The sequence below is a fragment of the Acidobacteriota bacterium genome (assembly GCA_026393755.1).
In the GTDB taxonomy this organism is placed as follows: Bacteria; Acidobacteriota; Vicinamibacteria; order Vicinamibacterales; family JAKQTR01; genus JBAXOX01.
The window spans coordinates 54,758-72,348 of sequence record JAPKZO010000007.1 but is presented as its reverse complement, the minus strand read 5'-3'; the positions used below and the strand labels follow the sequence as shown (position 1 = coordinate 72,348).

Sequence of the window (17,591 nt, the reverse complement as noted above, 5' to 3'; positions counted from 1 at the left end):
TGACGGATGAGCTGTCCGGCGTCTTGAGCGGGTACATGTACTTCTATAGCCCCTCGTCAGGGCAGTACGGTTTTGCCTGGTTCGATTCGCGGATGCGCATTTCCGGAGACGCCCACGACGGTGTGTACCAAGTCACGATGACCATCCCCCAACATAGTGAAGGCGGAATCTGGCGGGCCGACGCTATGTACCTGTCCGACGTGGTCGGGAACTTGTCTCACTACTCGACCGCCGCCCTCACCGCGGAGGACTTCCCGACCGAACTCGGCGTGAATATCAACGCGCCCCCGGTGGCGCATGCCGGGCTCGACAAGAACGCCATCGTCGGGGAATTGTTGGCGTTCGACGGCATCGCATCGTCAGATCCGGACGGCTCGATCGCGAGCTATGTGTGGGCCTTTGGCGATGGCACCTCGGTCACGGGCTCAGCACCAACCCATTCGTACAGCGCAGCCGGGACCTTCATCGTCATCCTGACGGTCACCGACGATGATGGGGCCACGGCCACCGACACGGCCTCCGTCACCGTCCAGGCGCCGGCCGGGGCCATCCGCTCGCTGTCGGCCCTGGTCGTGAGTTACAACCTTAAGCAGGGCATCGCGAATTCGCTGGATGAGAAACTCCAGAGTTTGGTAGCGGCGCTCGAAGCCGCCAATGCAGGCCAGCGAAATGATGCGGCGAATAAGCTCGGCGCATTCATCAATGCCGTTGAGGCCCAGCGCGGGCACGCACTGAACGACGCGCAGGCTGATCAGTTGGAGGCGCTGGCGCGGCGGATTCTGGCGGTGCTGGGCTGAACCTGATCTACCCCGTGGCGCGCGGCTCTTCGTCCGCGCGCCGCGGGCCCCTCGCCGTCACGCTCGTGAAGCGTCTGTTTTGGTCGCCCGCCTCTGGAGTCTCTCTGCCTTACCGCGTCTGATCAGACGACTGATTCCTGAAACATCCGGCATCCCATTTGGCGACCACGATTCATACGGGAACCGGGGCGAAGCCGCACATCTCTGATGCGAGTCACCGCCGCCGATTTCAACGCGAAGCGGAAGACGTTGCGGGTGCCAGGCCGACGCAAAGGAAAGGGCACGCCTGGACGAACACTGCCCTTGACCCCACAGGCCGTCGCCGCGCTCAAGCTGATGCACCGGAAAGGGGCGTAGGGCCACTTCACGAAGTCATCGGTTCGTCACGCCTGGCTGCGCGCCTGTAAGGCCGCGAAGATCAAACACCCGCCCCGGGTCTATGACGCCACGCGCCACGCCTTCGGCGCCAACACGCTTCGCCAGACGGATGGCGACATGTGGGCCACCCAGAAACTCATGGGTCACTCGACGCAAAAATCAACGGAAAGATACGCTCGCGCCCAGGTCGATCCGGCTCTGGCCGCCGCCGTCGCCAAGCTCCAGAAGGTCAAACGGTGACCCCGGTGCGACGGCCGGTGCGACGGATAGCCGTTTTCGTCCTTTTCCGTCCTGTTCCGCCGACCGCCACTTCGCAAATACCTTAATAAAACTGGCGCGCCCGCCGCGACTCGAACGCGGGACCCCCGGCTTAGAAGGCCCGTTGTCTGAGACTCTCAAGAACAGGCCAGTATTCGCGGATTCTGCGAACCCAATCGGTTATGTATGGCGGTTATATTTTCGTGCGCGCCAGTTCGTCTGCGATGCGAATGTGGGCCTGAATCGGCGAACTTGAGCCGATTTGGACCAAAAGGCTATAACCGATCGGTGCGCCTCGGTCAAAATTGCGCCAGATTCTTCACGGTCGTACGCGCTGATCGCAACATCTTCTGCAGCGCAACGGAGGTACGCGTTTCGAGAGCGCCTCTTGCCGCGGCGGGCGTCACCTGTGCGGCGACAATTTGCCGTCCGGCAATAGTGATTGACGCCGCGCACCACCGCTCCCATCTAACGTCCCGTCCGGGTTCTGGTGCCGCTGCCACGGGCCAGGTTCGACTCAGTCCGAACCAATCGGGAGACGGCGAATACGAAGGCGAGTGTCGTAAAGCGCCACGATCGCGCCCCGATCAAGCTCCGATTCCAGTACCGGCAGGTTGGCGACCAAGAGCGCAGCCTGCCGATCGGGACGCCGCGGCGTACCACGACGGAACAGGATGACCGACGGGCGCGATTCGCGTCGAAGCGCGAGGAGTGCACCGAAATCGGTATCGGCCAAAATGATCGTTCGTCCTTCGGCCGCCGCAAGGCTGAACAACTGTTCGTCGTCGGCTGCGTGCAGGCCTCGAATTCGCACATGGACCGCGTCGTGGCCGGCCTCTTGCAAGAGTTCCGCTGCGCGGGGCGACAGCGCGGTCAGCGGATCGCGGCGGCTCTCGTACGGGAGGCTCGAGCGCCAGAAGCGGGCGGCGCGACACGCCCGCCGCTCGCTGACGCCGTAGCGGCCCATCAAGTGGCGCATCACTTCTCGCTGCTTCACGGGCTTTAGAGTTATCTCTGGAGGACATCCTGCAGCTTGACCTTGTCGAGCGACAGGTCCGCCACGAGGCGATTCAGCTTCGCGCCTTCGTCGCGCAGCTGCTTCAAGTCGCGGGCTTCACTGGACAACATCCCGCCGTAGACCTTCTTCCAGCGGTAGAAGGTCTGCTCGGAGACGCCGACCTGGCGGCACACGTCGCCGACCGGCACCACCGCCTGCACCTGCTGCGACACGGCGGTCATCTGCTCGACGGAAAAGCGCTTTCTCTTCACGGCACACCCTCCTGGCCGACTGGCCGGATTGTGCCGCAAAACTCGCTCTCACGATGGACCGAATTTCCCGGGGCCCGTCACTACAGACGTATAATCCGCCCGTTATGGACCCAGTAACTGGAGCGGTCATCATCGCCGGCCTTACGACGGCTGGCAAGCCAACTGCTGAGATGCTTACCAGCATCATTAGCAAGATCATCAGCCCCGCTGCCGGCGCTGTGGGTCAGGGCATCGCCGCTCCTCTGAAAGCGTGGGCCAAGCGACGCGGAGAACGGGCCGGCGCGACTCTGATTGAGGCAGCAGATCTGCTTCGCCAAGCGCAGATTGAACCGCAGCCAGTACCTGGACGTCTCCTCTTGCCCATTCTCGAACACACCTCGCTAGAGGAGGATGAAGACCTTCAGCATCAGTGGGCTGCGCTCCTCGCCAACGCCGCCACACCTGATAACAAGGTGTTGCCGGCTTTCGCCGAGATCCTCCACCAGTTGACTCCCGTTCAAGCGAAGGTGTTGCAGTGGATGTATGAGATGAGGACCTTTCCGGTACCGAACTGGATTCCGCACTGGCCTGACGTTGAACGCCAGGACATCGAAGCTCACTTCAACTTATCGCGAGCGGACTACGCGTTGTTCATCAACGACATGGACCGCATGCAGCTTATTGAAGGCCGACGTCATCTCAGCACGCCTGAGGGTGCCTCTCTTCAAGATGTCGTGACGCTCGCAGTGGACAGATGGAATTCCCGCGTGAAGTACGAACTAATCAACTTCACTCCTCTCGGCATCAATTTCATGCAAGCTTGCACACCACCGGAGAAAGCGGGCTAACGTGAAATACTCGATCCGTGCCAACGTCGAAGGGTTGCTCTTTCTTGATGACCCTAATTCCTCGCTTATAGCTGAAGCTGATGGAGTTGTTTTTGAACTCACAAGCGATTCCCAAGGCCGAATTCACTCGATTAGTGTCTGTCTGCAAGTACCCCCAGAAGCGGCTAAGCGAATGCACGCTTCATTCGGTCCGCAACCGTCAGATCCTAACTGTGCACCACCTCTGACAATTGACGTTGACCCGCAAGTAGATGACGCAGCACAGCGACATCTCCAGACTATTGAATCGGTGATGAGCTTCATGGTTCAGAACCACCCACTGGTTCGCATCCGATGGAGCGAAGGGGCTCTGAGTCTAGTTCCTGAGAACGACGAGGAACAAAAGCGAGTTCAGGTTGAGGGATTCCAAGTCAGTACCAGTTTCCCTCGTCTGCCGACTATTGTCAGGCACGATTTCTTTCAACGTGTAGTTTCACACGCTAGTCGATATGGTGATCTCGTTGAACCAATGGCCTTCTTGCGAGAGGGAGCAAATCGTGAGGCCGACGGTGATTTTATCCAGGCTTTCTATTCGTATTACTTTGTGCTGGAGGGTCTCTACGCGCAGGGACGTAGCGGTGAACATGGAGTGTTGGCAGCATTCACCAAATCTGTCATCCTGACCAACGTGTGTACAGCAGTGTTGAAGTCGTTCTTCAAACCGGGTGGCCCCGCAGACAAAGACGTTAAAGAACTTACACCTCTTCTTGCGGCGCAGAAGTGCGATATGACCGTGGAGGGACTACAACGGTTTCTCGTCCGAATGCGAAATCAGCTACACCATTTCTCTCGTAAGAGTACCCGCGCCCAACCACATCCGTTTAACCAAGCAGCGTTCACCTCGGTCGCTCACCTCGCTGGCTTCGTGGCGACTGTAGCCCTTCGCCTCGAACAATTGAAGATTGACCAAGCCGTGGCCTCCCTCGTTTGCGGTAATCACGATCCGTTGAACGGCTGATCACGATGGGGTGGAATGAAGAGCGTTTTATCCGCCGTGCGGCGCATGACGGATAAAAGCGCATTGAGCGAAACCGTTTCGCGGGGCGCCTATCGGGATCTAATCGGCGCAGGGCGCTCGGAGGGGCGAGCGGTGGCGAGTCGCGGGTGCCGGCGGCAGGGTAATCGCGACGACAGAAGAGCGCGCCGGCGTCGGGGCGTCCCCGCGGAATGGGTGGAGCGTCGGCATGGAGACGGGTGTCGGAGGACCGAGCGACACGAAGAGACACGTGGCCGGAGCGGGCCAGCGGCATGAGGACGATGGGCCTGGACGAAGACGTGTCATGACGAGTCAATCGGAGGGGCTGGGCCGGGACTCGGAATCAGGGTGTACGCGATGCGCATGGTTCCCTGATGGCAGTGCGGACAGCGCGTGACGTCGACACCGGTCAGTGCGGCGAAGCGCTCGGCGGCGGATCGCGCATCGCCGGCGACGGTCGGTGGTAAGGATGGGACGTTGAGCGCGAGTCGACAACGAGCCAGGCGCCGGTCCTTGGTCCGCGACGCCAGAAACCCATAGTGTCGAAGGCGAACAAACCCGGACGGGAGCACGTGCTGGAGAAACCGGCCGAGAAATGTGTCGACCGGCAGACTGAGCGTTTTGACGCGATTCCCGTCAGGCCGGTCGTGGTAGGTGAACGAGACGGCGGTCTCGTCGACGTGGGTCAACCGGTGGTTGCTGATCGCGATGCGGTGCGTGTACCGACTGAGGTAGGTGAGGACCCGTTCGGGGCCGGCGAACGGGGGCTTGCAGTAGACCACCCAGTTCTGACGGCGCAGATCGGCCAGCAGCGCCGCCAGTTGTGGACCGGAGACCGCTGGGGGTAGGACGAGATCGCCGCGTGCGGCCGCGGCCGCGAGGCCATCGAGCAGTCGACGGCGGAAGGCGCGGGCGAGGGTTTTGACCGGAAAGAGAAAACGAGCCCGCGCGGGCACCCAGTGCGCATCGTCGGCCGTCAGCACGCCGCCGGCGATGACACAGTGGAGGTGCACGTGATACCGCAGTTGCTGGTCCCACGTGTGGAGGACGGCGAGAAAACCGAGATCGCCGCCGAGGTGATGGCGGGGATCGTGCGCGAAGGCCTGGAGCGTGGTCGCCGCGCAGTGAAACAGCAACGCGTAGACGAGACGCGGGTTGCGGGCGGCCAGCCCATTCAGGGCATGGGGCAGGGTAAACACCGTGTGAAAGTACCCGACCGGGAGCAACTCTTCCCGGCGCGCGGCCAACCACTCGGCGGTGGCCAGGGTCTGGCATTTGGCGCAGTGACGATTGCGGCAGGAGTTGTAGGCCGGGCGTTCGTGCCCGCAGGCATCACACCGTTCGAGATGGCCGCCGAGGGCGGCGGTGCGGCACCGCGTGAGCGCGTGGACGACACGCCGCTGCTCGGGGACCGCCGGGTGGGTCTGGAGGTAGGCGTCACCGTGTTGGCGGAGAATGTCAGCCAGTTCAAATCGAGGACGGGGCGTGCGCCCCGCCCGTGGCGGTGACGCCGAAGCCGCTGCGGCCACCGCCACTTACTGCGTGGGCGGGACCAGCAGGGCGGACAGGTGGAGGCGATCGAACGGACTTTGGGTCGCGGTGACGCTGGTGCGGGTCAGATGGACGTAGCGGGCCGTCGAGGAGATCGATGCGTGGCCCAGCAGTTTCTGAATCGTGCGGAGATCGACTCCCGCCTCCAGCAAATGTGTCGCGAACGCGTGCCGTAGCAGGTGGAACCCGCCACGCTTCGTGATGCCCGCCCGCGCTTTGGCGTAGCGGAAAACCTGTTCCGCGGTGACGGGACTGATCGGGAGTTCGGGCGTCCGTCCCGGGAAGAGCCAGACACGGGATCGTTCCTGGGGCCAATAACTGCGCAACACCGCGAGCAACCGGGGAGACAGCAGTGTGTACCGATCTTTGTCGCCCTTCCCGCTGCTCACGCGCAGCATCATGCGATCGCTATCGACATCCGTGATGCGCAAGCGGGTCACTTCGGTGACACGCAGTCCCGCCGCGTACCCAGTCATCAACAACGCGCGATGCTTGGGCAAGGCTTCCTGGGTAAACAACCGTTCGAGTTCCGCCGCGCTGAGCACCGAGGGGAGCGGGCGCGGGGTCTTGCGCGGCGGGATGTGGACGACGAGCTCTGGGCGTCGGAGGACCGATCCATAGAAGAACCGCAACGCCGAGGCGACGCAGTTCACACTACTCCAGACGAAGTGGCGATCGTCGGTGAGAAACAGGAGATACGCGCGAATCTGGTCTGCGGTGAGGGTGTCCGGGGCTTGGTGGAAGTGAGCCGCACAGCGGTCGACCAACGCGAGGTACGTGCGTTGCGTCGAGACCGAGAATCGACGCAACACCATCTCTTCATGCATCAAGGTCTGGAATCGGGTGTCCATCTATGCCTCCGTCGAAGCGCGCGCCACGGGATGTGACGCGGACGTCGGCACTCTACTGAATCCGGATGAGACCGTAAGGCGTGAAGGGCAACTGACGGCGGCGACGAGGTCACTCACCGGTGGTGGATACCTCTACCGCGAAGCGGTTTCGTTCAATGGCTGATCAGGATGGCGTGGCGCACGCAGGGATGGTAAATCCAACGTGGGTTGCTAGTTCGCCCCAGCCTCTGGAGCCGACCATTAGGTGTCATTGGCTGATCGACCTGGGTTGGCACCGAGGTCAGAGCCGGCCGGCCGGGGAGGTAGGCGCATTCCGGGACTTGCGGTGCTAGACTTGCCCAAACAGTAGCCCACCCCTTCTCAACCTGTCCCCACTGTGGAAACGCCAGCTTGCCTCGGAGGACTTCAATGGCCGATAGAGCAAAGCCACACTACAAGACGACGATAGTTCTCTGGACGCGCACTAAGGTGTCGATCGGTGACGGCGACGATTATCGAAATGTCCTAGGACGGGCGCTGGTCGATGAGTGCAGCGGAAGCATGTCCTGTGTGCGGGTCACGCAGCCGACCGCCGATCCAGACTGGCATGGCTATGGCGGTTGCCTTTCTGAGTATCCCAAGGCGGAGTGCATCCACGATCTACCGAAGAGGTCAGGTCGGCAGAAGTCTGCTGACCGAAGCTCCAGTCTGAAACCCCAGCGTTCTAAGGCGACTGCTAGATGACCGCACAGCCCAAGCCCAGTTCCGGTCCTGGAGGCGCCGCGCAACCGCAACGTCCGAAAGTACTTGTCTCTCGCCAGTCTTCCCAGGACAATTCCCGCGGCGGATGCTTAGAGCACCAGCTGCGGCGGACAATTTGCGCGCAGGAACCACGAACAGCGCTGTCTACCTATTGGATATTAGGCTTCGAAAGGGAGTTTGGACATGACCACGCAGGAGATGATCGAACAAGCGTTCTTGCAGCTCGTGTTCGCAATAAAGCTCCTGACGTACACGGAACTGGGCAAGATCGACAAAGCGGAGTTCGACGGCGATGTCCTCATCAAGCTGAGCAAACGCAACTTGCCCTTCCCTGCCGGCACCTTCCGCTCCGACGACGACATCGTGCTTGCGGCCCAGAATAACTTCTGCATTACGCTCGGCTTCACGGCCATCGTGCTTGACGAAGCTCTAAATCGGGCAGGGTCTGTTCGCGAACTGGATGAGGCATCACCGCACCGCGACCTGCGGACGTTGGTGTACATGGTCCGTTGCGCGTTCGCTCACGACATGATGAATCCCCGATGGGAAGCGCGAGGGCCCTTCGCGCGTCAATTGTGCGTCCTCCTGCCCTCAGGTCCATTGCGGGTAGACACGGCGGCACTCAATGGAAGAGCCTTCGACCACGCGGCCATCGGCGGTATGGAGACGTACTTCGAAATCCGGAACGAGGTCGAGCGCCTTACAATCGAAGCCTAACCACGCGTCGCACCCGACGCCGGCCGGCGCCATCACGAGCCGGCGCGGGTGAACGCGATCTAGGCGGACGTTCTTCTTCGTAAAGGTGTGGCAATCATGGCGATGAACCGAACTCGGCGTGCTATTGTTATCCTCTTCGTCACGGCGTTGATCCTAATGGTGCTGTTTCCTCCGATCGCGCCGAGCTTCACATACAAGCCAGGGCCGCTGTCTGGCGAGCCCTTCAAAGTTGCGGAAGGCGTACGTCCTGAGCCCAACAAGACGGCAAGCGAGCTGAGCGCCGACGCGCACGCCACTTTGTCGAAAGATCACTCGCCGCCGGCGCATTATCGATTCATCGCCATTCCACCCCTAGTTGGATCTGCTGCCGAGACAGTCGACTACGGATCCAATATCATGGTTGCTGCGACGTACGGTGTGGCTTGGGTCTTGTTCATTAGGAATCTCGTAGTGCTGCTTCTGCTCACCGGCGCAGCATTTCTTATTGCCGCACCGGACTAGACACTGCGTGCGAGGATCGCACTATGTATGAAGTATTCGACGCCTTGGTGACGCACTACGACCGGCAGCTCGAAGAGCTAGCGCGTCGGCTCAATCCGCTGTTGGCGCTTCCGGTTGGGGTCGCTCTCGATCCCGTCCGCGCCACAGACCCAACAACGGGAGAGTTCATTCCCGACGCGGTTTGCGACATCGCGGATCGCATCCGAAAAGACCTTCAACTCCCTTTGGTTGGGCCCACCTTCAGTGCCTGGGACGCGAGCGACCGCGGCCCGGGCGTACCCAAGCTGCAGCTTCGGGAACTGCTGGAAGCCATTCAACAGATTCGCTGCGTTTTGGCGTCGGTCTAAACCTAATCGGATGGTGTTGTCCACGAACGCGATGGCTCTCGAGCAATAGTCGCCAACGAAGAACCGTCTGGCCACCTAACGAAGTGTTTGCAGCCGACGCCATTGTACTCCTGTCACTGAGTGCCGGTGCTCATGATCACCGATTCAAGAGGCCGGAACTCGCGATCACCAGTCATTCGCGCTGGTGAACGTGAACTCCAGTCATCGGGGCTGGTCGTCGTCTTCCGGGGAGGCGTCACCGGCATCCGCCGGCTTGAGGAGCAGTTTCTCCGCGTAGGCCAGTTGTCTCACCGCCCCCAGTAGGACCACCCCAAGATCTCCCTAGGTTCCAGACGAGAGCGTCGGCACCCTGGTACTCGTGGACGTGCGATTGAACGCGCCGACCACTACAGGGAGGCTCGTATGACCGCGGCGATTTCGTCCAGCCCAGCTCGCCAAGCAGGTTGTCGAGGAAGCGGGCGGGAACGCCTGGACGGGGGGCGTCGAAGGGTGGGAGAGCACGGACAGCAGAGCCCACCCAACGGAGATGCCGGAAACTCGCCAGAGAAGCCGTTAGAACAGGCTGGCCGAAATCCCCCAAGCGCCATCTAAAACAGTCGGAGAGTCTTGGGCTTTGGTGGATAGAACAGGCCGACGATGATCCACGTGCCTGGGTGTTCGAAGACCGTCCCCACGTAGAAGTGGGTATCGCACTTCTCAATCATGTCTCTTTCGAATCTCTCGCGGAACTTCGTCTGCCAATCGTCCGCGTATGTGGTCTTCCATCTACGCCATGCCTGACCCATCTCCCAGTCTGTACACATCAGCGTGTGGGAGCCCAGACAAGCTTCGTCCTCACAACAGAACTCGTACTTGAAGCGAAACGGCACCTTTTCAAGCACTGCTTGGGGTCTTGGTTGTTCGAATAGCATTCCCTGCTGGAGGGCAACCAACTGGCCTGGCGTCCAAGTCGTGCTATCCGGTTCGATGATCAGTCGCTTAATTGACTTGGGCTTGAAGACTCCGAGCGTCGGATGTAGATAACCGTGGGTGCCGCACTCGCGATTCAGCCAACAGAGGCTTGGTGACTTCATTGGAACGACGACGGCTTTCCTGGCCCGCCACTCTTTCGCCGTCGAAAGCGGGCCGGAGACAACCCGAATAGAGTCCCGCTTGATCCTGTAGCTTTCAAGGCGCGCATCGGCGCTCTTGCTCACCTTCAGCTCGATCCATTGGTACTTGCGGAATCGCTGATTTTCTTCCAGCAACCGATACGGGACCGGATGCAGTCGTAGCCACTCGCCTTGTGCTGTGATTGCGCCGGTGCAGGAGACTTCGACGCCACTCATCGAAGGCACCGGGTACGTTCTGACGACGACCAATGCGGTTTTCGTCAAGACGGGTTTGGGCATGCGGACCTTAGAGATCAAAACCCCGTAATCCAATCGACTCAAGGGCTACGGACAAACGATGGCGGTGACACTCGCGCGGGTCAATTTCGACGCACATGAACGCTGCAGGATGCTCGACACCATTGAAGAATCGGTGAAGGTTGCGACCAATATATGAAGACACCACGTGCTCGTCGTACCAGCTCCAGATTACGTCGCGACTCCCTGTTGCGATAGCCCTTGCCCGGATATCGCGGGGCACGCCGAGATCAGGAAGATGCACGTACTGCAGGCCGCGGTGTTCAACGAGTTGCCTAAGGTTGGCCTTGCTCAGTTCCGGCCGGTACATGCTGACAGCGTTCTGTCGGATGTCCACGAGTGTCCGAACTCCGGCCGCGACCAGCGCATCGAGCAACTCGCCGGTCTTGCGCCCGGTGTAGCCGATCGTGAAGAAGTCGGCATTTTCTCGGCACCGGGCTTCGTTCCACAGCGCCTTGTTCTCGACCTGAGATCGAACCGGTGCAGTGGGCAGTTTCAGTCTAGCTGACGGTAGCATCAGAGCTTACGCCTCTCTCTTAATGCGCCAGTGAATGATCCCGTGGTCGTCGCGCTGCCGCTCAAGCCCGATGTCCCGCTCAAGTCTGCGGACCCACTGGTTGTTTGGAAATAGCTGCGGCAACTTCGCGGCCGTTCTGATTTCCGTCCAAGTCAGTGGGGCTTCGGCATCCTGTAGCGTCTTCCGAATAGCCGCCTGGAAATCTTCGTAACTCACCATCGGCTTTCTCGGCTTGTTCCAATAGGGGTTCTTGCATTTCGGGCAGACCCTTGGCTCGGCCACCAGCTCACGGGGCACCCATTCATGCCCGCAGCGGTCACAACGATACCCCATGACAGTGATCGGAACGCGCGACATTTCTCCGTCCTTCCGTGTATATTCGCTAAATCTTCGCTACCGTGTAGTATATTACTAACAAAGATACTACTGACAAGTAAATTACCGGCTGAGGAAAGTGCGGGCATGAAGATGCCAGCACGTGCAGGCATGAGTGTCAGTGTAGACAAGCTGTCACGGACTGGACGTCGGCGACTAGCCCGCAACGAACGCAGCCGAGTACCTACCGAGCGTCTAACTGAGTCGGCTCACTCATCACGCCAATCCGATCTTCGTGCGGCACGACCTTCATCTCTCTCGACGATCTCCTCTAGCGGTGTCTCGTCTGTCCACCACAGCATCGACAGAACAAGGTCATCCGTCAGCCGGCGCGAGTCCTCGTGAATACTGTGGCGTTCGGCGGCGCCCGATAACCACTCGTCGACATATACGTTGCCGCTTCCGCTCTCCGCCTGTCTCTTGAAAATGTCGTGGGCGAACGTCTTCCGACCTGGAACGTGCAGCCACAGCGACCCGGGTACGTCCGGACCTCGTCGAAACCACCGCATACGGTTTGCGTCAGACACAACTACCACAGCGGGAAATGAACCCAACTGCACGAGACGAATGGCCGTGGCTGTGAGGCTCGTCGTGAACACGGCGGCCAGGTCGGAAACTGTCCCCAGCGTCATCGACCTTCCCATGCTACGCGGGGCGAACATGAACTTCGGTAGCAGTAGATCCGCCGCGTAGTCGTTTGCCCTTGTCTCCGTGTTCGTCCCGGCAGATTCGTCAAATACGTCGTCAGGGCTGCAGAGCAGCGCCACCTCCCCAGCGTCTCTCAACCAGTGAGCCAGCTCGTGGGCCGCAGAAAAGCGCTCTCTTCCCCTGCTGGCATTTCGATTGACGGTGATGATGGCGTTGTCGTCAGCTCCGACGATGCGCGCTTCGGAGCCAGACAGCGTGCTGTAGGTCACCGTGGCGCCGCAATGCTGCGCGATCGCCTCGATCTCGATCTCGTCGGGCTCGGTGACGCCCAATTCTCTCAGGAGATCGGCGGCTGGACGGAATCGAGCCGGAGTTGTCATTCGTCGGTTTCCGGCTTCGCGTCAAGAAGACCAAGGTGACCGAACTGCTGTAGCCAACTTTCGACATCTTCGTCGGTCATCTCGTTGAAATCGCGGTGTTGCGCAGTCAGCATCCGGCCAGCCTGCTGGTGCTGAGCGATCACAGCATCGAGGAGTTGTCGGCGTTCTGCCGGGCTCGTCGGAAGTCGAAAGCTCTTCGCTGCGAGCCGCGCCGCCTTCTCACGATGCTGTTCTCTCGCTGCGACGAGGGCACGCTGCTGAAAGGTCTTTAGCGTTCTAAACAGCAACGCTCGCATGTCCTCCGCGACGGCATCTGGATTAAGTCCTTCTTCGCGGACCTCCTCGATCAGTTCCTCGTCCGACGAGCAGAGCACCGATTCCGCCAGCGCGTCATGAAGAGCACGGAGCTCCGTCCGCTTGCTCATCGCTGGCCTCCCTCAATCATCTTTGTTACGCCTCGGCGAAGTCGCTTTGCGGTTGCGTCGAATTCGTGAACCGTGAATCCACACTCACGTATCTCGGCTGGCGTCATTTTCTCGCAGAATCCCTGATATACCGTCAGCGCCGGGTCATCATCCTTAAAGTACTCACGAATCTGGCGGTCCAGCTCGATCGCTTCGAGTTCCTCTTGGGGCGTTGCTGCTGCCGGCACCAGTTTCCGAGAAAGTGCGTCCGTATCTTCGGCCGGGCCGGAGTAGGAGACCACGTCGTCAAAGGCATCGACGGGCCTTCCGGTAGAAATGTGGCTTGAGAGACTCTGAATCACACCGACGAGGAACTTCACAAAGTCGACGCGGCTCATGCACCACTTCCGCCTTCCCTCGAGCATCGCGATCAGCGCGTCAGACACGAGATCTTCCGGGTTTCGCCCGGCGCCCCTGCGACCAAGGGTCCAGTGACGGCGGTAGGCAAACTTCCGGAGCCGAAGCAGATCGCCCTTCGTCAAGGCTGCGATCGCCTGCTTGACCTCTTCGAGGGTCGCAGGCGGCTCGTCAGCTGGGCGACGCTTTGGGTTGCTCATCGCTGAACTTCCATCGCCGCATCCTCGCGTCTACTAGTACATGCCGACTACGGCCAGTCGTCGGACGCGCCGTCGCAAGAGCCCATATCGGCCCCGATGTCCGAATGGGCCCGTGCCTCGGCATTGGATACTGGAGGCGCACCGTTCCCGTGGGTGGCGCCGCGCCTCAGACACGCGGGTCCTGCAAGTTCTTCTCGGGTGCCGTGTCCGGGGGGCTCGATGGCTCGGCATTGGGAAGTGACGGGCACATTCCGCACCACATGCGAGGAAAAGTCAAATGAACGAGAACACCGCCGCCGCGACGAACGGCGCCACCACCGGGGAAACTAGGCTCCGACCAACGTCGTCACCAACCTGGAGATAATGATGAGCGACAAAACACTGGAAATCCAGATTCAGTCCACCCGCGGCACGCACGATTTCTCGTTCGCGAAAGAGACGAAGGTCGCGGACGTGGTCGCAGCCGCCGTGGCGGCATTTGGCTTCGCGGGCGGGGACAGGTTCGAATTGGTCCTCGCCACGAACCCGGCCGAGTCGCTGCAGCCGGAGCGACCGCTCGTGTCGTACCACATCACCGACGGCACCGTCCTCGTGCTTACGGCCATCGGCGGCGGCGTCTAAGCCCCGATGGCTGTCGACGCTGAGATCACGCGGCAGCACCTGCGACAGGAGCTTGCCCTCGTGAAAGAACTCGCCGCGACCCAACATTGGGACATCGTTCCCGATTACGTCCGCCTCACGATCCTCGCCACCATGTACGCCCACACCGGCGATCTCTTCATCTTGGACGTCCAGTGCGACGATTATAAGGAGCTGCCGCCGTTCTTCGAGTTCGTCGACCCGAATACCGGAGAGCGCGGCACGCGGCACGCGTACCCGAAAGGTAACGACGGCTTTTTCAACGAGACTGGCCCGTGCATCTGTGCGCCATTCAACCGCAAAGCATACAAGTCGAGCGACCGGCCCAGCGCGCTCCACGGAGACTGGGCGCTCGGCGACTGGCAGACCTCCACCGCGAGCCGTATACGATGGGCAAACTACTCAAAGCTCGGCGACATGCTCGGTCTCATATACACGCGATTGAGTCGGCCGGATTTGTACCGCGGCCGGATGCAGTAGTCATGTGGACTTGGTTCAAGCGCTTGAGACGCGAGCCGGAACACACGGCCGCGACGACGTTCTGGGTGACTACCGATGTCCTGAACCGGACGATGGAGATTCTGCGTCAAAGCCGTGATGCCGACGGGCCGCACGAAGGCGTCGCGTACTGGGCCGGCCGTCGTATCGGTCACGAGTGCGTCATCACCACCTGCATCGCGCCGGCGACTCGCACGACTTACGCCTCGTTCGACACGTCGGCGCATACAAACGCGAGGGTCGTTATGTACCTCACCCGCGCCGGACTTCAGCTTCTCGGTCAAGTCCACAGTCATCCTGGCAGACTTGTCGACCATTCTGACGGCGACGACGAGCGCGCGATCATGCCGTACCACGGTTTCGTTTCTGTCGTCGTACCTCACTTCGCGCGCCGGGGCATGCGTCCGTTAAGCATCTGCGGCGTCCACGTGTTCGAAGGCACGCGCTTCCGCAGACTGACCGACTCCGAAGTCGAGGCCGAATTCCGCGTGATCGATCAGTTTGCGGACCTGAGAGTATGAGCGATTTCCCGGCATCCGCTGAGGAGTTCTACGCGCTGCGCGATGACCGCACGAACCGCTGCAGCGGCAGCCGCAGCTATCAGAGGACCTCATGTGCGGTGTGCGTATCCGAAGCCACTGCGGCAACACCCGCTGGACAGGTGATGGTCCTCGCCGCGGCCAATTTGCTTAGCCGCTGGTGCCGACGAGTCACGATCGTGCTGCCGCCGACGAGCGTCCACCCTTTGCTCCGCCTGGGCATCGCCGATCTCGGCGAGCTGATTCTTGCGCAAATGCGCGATGCTGATCCGTTCGGTGATTTCGTGATCAAGGCGGACGGCGCCATCGCCGTCGAGATTGCGCTTGGCATCGGCGAAGATGCGTGCTTCACATCGAACGCCGCCAACGTATTTATCAATGCATCGGGGTGGCATGCAGCGGTTTCCCTGGAGCGCCCATTCGAACTGCCGCCTACGGCCGGGCCCAATTGGCTGGGGGCGATCGCAGCCGCATGCCTTGGTGTCGGCCAGGCCTTCAAGATTGCCCTGCACATGCCGGCAATGCACTTCGTGCGCAACGGCGTGTTCGATCTATTCCAGCTCAATTGGTCGCACGACAACGGACACGCGTCCTGGCCGCCAGAACTTCACGTCGGGAATGTCCTCATGGTCGGAGCCGGCTCGGTGGGGTCGGCAGCCGCGTATTGCATGCGGTTCGCCGGCCTGGCGGGCTCGATCACCATCGTGGACAAGGATCGAGTCAAGGTGGAGAACCTCAATCGGTCGGCTGTGTTCGGTCGCGGCACCGTCGGGCTCACCAAGGCGGATGCCGTCGCCCGTTTCCTTGCCAGTTCGGCGCTCACCCCGACGCCGGTGGACCTTTGGTGGCACGAGTTCCTCAAGCAGCGCCGGAGATCGTCCTTCGACTTCGATGTCTGGCTGCCGCTGGCAAACGAGGGCAACGTGCGCCTTGGGATGCAGCACAACGTCCCGCCGCTCATGGTGCACGCGAGCACGACCGCGAATTGGGGCGTGAATCACGGACGCCACATGCCGGGACGGGATGACTGTTTGGCGGACCGCTTTCCTACGGAGGTCTCTGCGGAGAGCCTCACGTGTGCGACCGCAGAAGTCGTAGTGCTAGAAGCAGGTGTGGACGCCGCGTTGCCGTTCGCGTCGCTCTTCGCAGGGCTTCTTGTCGCCGCTGATCTCGTGAGGGCGCAGCTATCCGGTTATCCCCAAGTTCCGAATTTCGCCCTGTTCGATTGGTTCGGTACTATGGAATCCATTCAGGCGTGGGATCGCAAGCCGCGGCCGGGCTGCATTTGTCAAGACCAGGGAGTCGCTTTCCACGACCAGTTCAATGGCCGTACCAGATATCGCAACCTGTTTCGGTTCGAGTGACTCTCGGCTTCGAAGGTTGCCGCAGGATGTGCGTCCGCACGGGTAACGAGGACTATACGGGGCAGCCAAGGGTGTCGGTAGGGCCGAACAGGCCGCGCTGATCCGCGGTCCCGTGCGTCCGATTGGACCGGCTTGCAGAGAAGGGGTGACAGATTCTGGGGTGTCGGTTTGTGTCGGAGAATACTTGAGCTGGACCCTTGTGCCACCCTATCGGTTGTCAAACGTGACGACCTCAGGGCCTGAATCAGGATGAATGATGCCGAATTGGACCCAGCCGGGCCTCGCGGTCCCATCCAGATAGATCGGGCGGGCGAAGCACAGTATGCCTGGATTCTCGAAACAGTACCGCTCCATCTGTCGGAATCGCTTGCCGTCGGACGACCACCCGCGGTTCAAGTCCCTCCGCTGGACGAATACATTTGCTTCCACTCCGTCCACCGCGCCGCCGATGGAGTGAGCGATGTAGTGCCCCTTGTCCCAACCGGCACCAAACGCCTTCTCGGTGGGGCCCACCCAGCCGCGCAACCGGTAGTCATCCCGAGCCCGACGGCGCGGAGCCGACCGACCGTACGCCACGACCAGTCGACTCTCGTCGGTTGCGCTGTAAGGTATTGCCCCGCTGGTCTCCAACGAAGTGTAGTGATCAAAGACGTACTCGAAACCACCCTGCCGTACCCGTAAGATCACTGCTGCTCTGGTATTCCTGGCAACGTAGGCGTCGCGGCAGACATAGGCCAATTGATCCTCGAAGTAGACGATTGCCTCCTCCGGATTGAGTCCTTCGGCCTCTCGCCACAAAGCTCGATAGTCGACGAAATCCGGATCCAACGGTCGCTAACCTCCAGTCAGGGCGTCGTCTCGGCGCCGATCAGCAAGTACAAACCAGCGCCGAGGTTCGCGGGCCGATGCGGCCCAATCCGGCGGGGACGATCACCGCTCCGTCGGCGGG

General features: G+C 60.9%; 22 protein-coding genes. 11 read left to right on the top strand and 11 right to left on the bottom strand.

What is annotated here, in order from left to right; genetic code table 11:
- On the top strand, positions 1-797 hold a 797-nt coding region (locus NTV05_03880), incomplete at its 5' end, for a PKD domain-containing protein (protein ID MCX6543536.1).
- A 207-nt stretch (positions 798-1,004) separates the two neighbouring features.
- Positions 1,005-1,154 (top strand): hypothetical protein, encoded by a 150-nt coding sequence (locus tag NTV05_03875; GenBank protein MCX6543535.1) that lies wholly within the window; start codon positions 1,005-1,007, stop codon positions 1,152-1,154.
- A gap of 796 nt (positions 1,155-1,950) precedes the next feature.
- Here the strand turns inward: NTV05_03875 and NTV05_03870 are convergent.
- Positions 1,951-2,430 carry a DUF5615 family PIN-like protein gene (locus NTV05_03870; GenBank protein MCX6543534.1) on the bottom strand — a complete coding sequence of 160 codons (480 nt, stop codon included), beginning with the start codon at positions 2,428-2,430 and terminating at the stop codon, positions 1,951-1,953.
- 11 nt (positions 2,431-2,441) lie between these two features.
- Complete coding sequence (locus NTV05_03865) at positions 2,442-2,702, bottom strand: transposase (GenBank protein MCX6543533.1); 261 nt, start codon at positions 2,700-2,702, stop codon at positions 2,442-2,444.
- Between the two features lie 104 nt (positions 2,703-2,806).
- On the opposite strand from NTV05_03865, the gene NTV05_03860 reads away from it, so the two are divergent.
- Positions 2,807-3,529: an Abi-alpha family protein gene (locus tag NTV05_03860; protein ID MCX6543532.1), complete on the top strand. Its 723-nt coding sequence runs from the start codon at positions 2,807-2,809 to the stop codon at positions 3,527-3,529.
- A gap of 1 nt (position 3,530) precedes the next feature.
- A complete protein-coding gene (locus tag NTV05_03855) occupies positions 3,531-4,526 on the top strand; it encodes a hypothetical protein (protein MCX6543531.1) in 996 nt (331 codons plus the stop codon).
- Between the two features lie 320 nt (positions 4,527-4,846).
- On the opposite strand, the gene NTV05_03850 is transcribed toward NTV05_03855, so the two are convergent.
- Positions 4,847-6,073 (bottom strand): IS91 family transposase, encoded by a 1,227-nt coding sequence (locus tag NTV05_03850; protein MCX6543530.1) that lies wholly within the window; start codon positions 6,071-6,073, stop codon positions 4,847-4,849.
- 6 nt (positions 6,074-6,079) lie between these two features.
- The gene (locus tag NTV05_03845) at positions 6,080-6,946 is read right to left on the bottom strand and encodes a tyrosine-type recombinase/integrase (protein MCX6543529.1); all 867 of its coding nucleotides are present in this window, start codon (positions 6,944-6,946) and stop codon (positions 6,080-6,082) included.
- Between the two features lie 924 nt (positions 6,947-7,870).
- Here NTV05_03845 and NTV05_03840 point away from each other — a divergent pair.
- The 3 genes from NTV05_03840 to NTV05_03830 all read left to right on the top strand — a co-directional run bounded on the left by NTV05_03840 (position 7,871) and on the right by NTV05_03830 (position 9,252).
- Entirely contained in the window at positions 7,871-8,404 is a 534-nt protein-coding gene (locus NTV05_03840) for a hypothetical protein (GenBank protein ID MCX6543528.1), read from the top strand.
- Between the two features lie 96 nt (positions 8,405-8,500).
- Positions 8,501-8,905 (top strand): hypothetical protein, encoded by a 405-nt coding sequence (locus tag NTV05_03835; GenBank protein MCX6543527.1) that lies wholly within the window; start codon positions 8,501-8,503, stop codon positions 8,903-8,905.
- A 23-nt stretch (positions 8,906-8,928) separates the two neighbouring features.
- Entirely contained in the window at positions 8,929-9,252 is a 324-nt protein-coding gene (locus tag NTV05_03830) for a hypothetical protein (protein ID MCX6543526.1), read from the top strand.
- Between the two features lie 587 nt (positions 9,253-9,839).
- Here the strand turns inward: NTV05_03830 and NTV05_03825 are convergent.
- From NTV05_03825 to NTV05_03800, 6 genes are all read right to left on the bottom strand, one after another.
- Positions 9,840-10,643 carry a hypothetical protein gene (locus NTV05_03825; GenBank protein MCX6543525.1) on the bottom strand — a complete coding sequence of 268 codons (804 nt, stop codon included), beginning with the start codon at positions 10,641-10,643 and terminating at the stop codon, positions 9,840-9,842.
- Between the two features lie 7 nt (positions 10,644-10,650).
- A complete protein-coding gene (locus NTV05_03820; protein ID MCX6543524.1) occupies positions 10,651-11,178 on the bottom strand; it encodes a DUF488 domain-containing protein in 528 nt (175 codons plus the stop codon).
- A gap of 6 nt (positions 11,179-11,184) precedes the next feature.
- On the bottom strand, positions 11,185-11,535 hold the full coding sequence (locus NTV05_03815; protein MCX6543523.1) for a hypothetical protein: 351 nt from the start codon (positions 11,533-11,535) through the stop codon (positions 11,185-11,187).
- Positions 11,536-11,762: 227 nt separating this feature from the next.
- The gene (locus NTV05_03810) at positions 11,763-12,581 is read right to left on the bottom strand and encodes an ImmA/IrrE family metallo-endopeptidase (protein ID MCX6543522.1); all 819 of its coding nucleotides are present in this window, start codon (positions 12,579-12,581) and stop codon (positions 11,763-11,765) included.
- On the bottom strand, positions 12,578-13,006 hold the full coding sequence (locus tag NTV05_03805; GenBank protein MCX6543521.1) for a hypothetical protein: 429 nt from the start codon (positions 13,004-13,006) through the stop codon (positions 12,578-12,580). Before NTV05_03805 ends, NTV05_03810 begins: the two co-directional genes overlap by 4 nt.
- Positions 13,003-13,431: a hypothetical protein gene (locus tag NTV05_03800; protein MCX6543520.1), complete on the bottom strand. Its 429-nt coding sequence runs from the start codon at positions 13,429-13,431 to the stop codon at positions 13,003-13,005. The genes NTV05_03805 and NTV05_03800 overlap by 4 nt, the downstream gene beginning before the upstream one ends.
- A 537-nt stretch (positions 13,432-13,968) precedes the next feature.
- Between NTV05_03800 and NTV05_03795 the strand changes: the two genes are divergently transcribed.
- From NTV05_03795 to NTV05_03780, 4 genes are read left to right on the top strand one after another with little or no spacing between them, the layout of a single operon-like run.
- A complete protein-coding gene (locus tag NTV05_03795) occupies positions 13,969-14,223 on the top strand; it encodes a hypothetical protein (GenBank protein MCX6543519.1) in 255 nt (84 codons plus the stop codon).
- Between the two features lie 60 nt (positions 14,224-14,283).
- Positions 14,284-14,721, top strand: a complete 438-nt coding sequence (locus NTV05_03790) for a hypothetical protein (protein MCX6543518.1) — start codon at positions 14,284-14,286, stop codon at positions 14,719-14,721.
- Between the two features lie 2 nt (positions 14,722-14,723).
- Positions 14,724-15,260: a Mov34/MPN/PAD-1 family protein gene (locus NTV05_03785; protein MCX6543517.1), complete on the top strand. Its 537-nt coding sequence runs from the start codon at positions 14,724-14,726 to the stop codon at positions 15,258-15,260.
- On the top strand, positions 15,257-16,642 hold the full coding sequence (locus tag NTV05_03780; protein MCX6543516.1) for a ThiF family adenylyltransferase: 1,386 nt from the start codon (positions 15,257-15,259) through the stop codon (positions 16,640-16,642). Before NTV05_03785 ends, NTV05_03780 begins: the two co-directional genes overlap by 4 nt.
- Positions 16,643-16,849: 207 nt before the next feature.
- On the opposite strand, the gene NTV05_03775 is transcribed toward NTV05_03780, so the two are convergent.
- Positions 16,850-17,470 (bottom strand): hypothetical protein, encoded by a 621-nt coding sequence (locus NTV05_03775; GenBank protein MCX6543515.1) that lies wholly within the window; start codon positions 17,468-17,470, stop codon positions 16,850-16,852.
- Positions 17,471-17,591 lie beyond the last annotated feature (121 nt).